Here is a 1029-nt window from a genome sequence, read left to right as displayed (position 1 = left end):
TGTGGAGTCGCAAGACGTTGTCCCCGGCCAGCCCGAGTCGGCTGATGGGTGTCTGTGCCTTCAAGCTACCATGCGGTCGGTGCCAGTTATAGCGATGCAGCCAGCGAGGCAGTTCCTCGGCGCGATGGTCTGAGGTGTCGTAGGCTTGCGCGTAGGCCCATTCCCGCAGTGCGGTCTGGATGAAGCGTTCGGCCTTGCCGTTGGTCTTCGGCGTGTAGGGCCTAGTGCGGATGTGCTTTATGCCGCGATCCGCGCAGGCTTTCCGGAAGGCCTTGGAGCGGTAGCACGAGCCATTGTCGGTCATCACCCGCTGCACGGTGATGCCGAGGCTGGCGTAATAGGCGAGCGCCGCCTCCAGAAAGGCGACGGCGCTTTCCTTCTTCTCGTCGGGCAGGATGCGGCTGAAGGCGATGCGCGAGGCATCGTCGATGCAGACGTGGACGAATTCCCAACCGATGCCTCGGCTGTTCTTCTGGCGGTCGCCGGTGATGCGGTGGCCGGTGCGGTTGAAGCGGCCCAGCTTCTTGATGTCGATATGCAGCATCTCGCCGGGCGTTGCCCGCTCGTAGCGCCGCACCGGCTCGGCCGGTTCCAGCGATTTCAGGCGGCTCATGTCCAGGCGCGCCAGGATGCGGAACACGGTCGCCCGCGACAGCCCCAGGGCGGTGGCGATCTCGCCACCCGTCCGGCGCTGGCGGCGCAGCGCCGCCACTTGCTCGGCAATGGGGGCGGACGTCCGCCGGGGAGATCGATGCGGACGCGACGAGCGGTCCTGCAAGCCCGGCACGCCCTCAGCCCGGAAGCGTTTGACCCACTTGTGGACGGTGCTGACGCAGACCCCCATGGCGGTGGCCACCGCCATGGGGGTCTGCCCCTCGTTCAAAACCCGCCGCACCAGAATCTCTCGACCCGCCGGTGTCAGCGGGGCATTCTTGTGGATGCCCATTCGGTCTCTCCGATAAAGCCAAAGTGTCGCAACTTCAGCTTCCTCGGTTCAGACCGAGTGGGCAACCTCCTGAGACTTCACAA

The 1029-nt window shown here is 65.5% G+C and carries 1 protein-coding gene; it reads right to left on the bottom strand.

What is annotated here, in order from left to right; all coding sequences use genetic code 11:
* Positions 1 to 946 (bottom strand): IS481 family transposase (locus G4223_RS03680; protein WP_163675167.1); only part of this gene is annotated, 946 nt, incomplete at its 3' end.
* Between the last annotated feature and the right edge of the window lie 83 nt (positions 947 to 1029).

Origin of the sequence: Magnetospirillum aberrantis SpK (genome assembly GCF_011022235.1) — a bacterium.
Lineage (GTDB): Bacteria > Pseudomonadota > Alphaproteobacteria > Rhodospirillales > Magnetospirillaceae > Magnetospirillum > Magnetospirillum aberrantis.
Note: the sequence above shows the minus strand (reverse complement) of the source record. Positions and strands in the feature narration are given on the sequence as shown.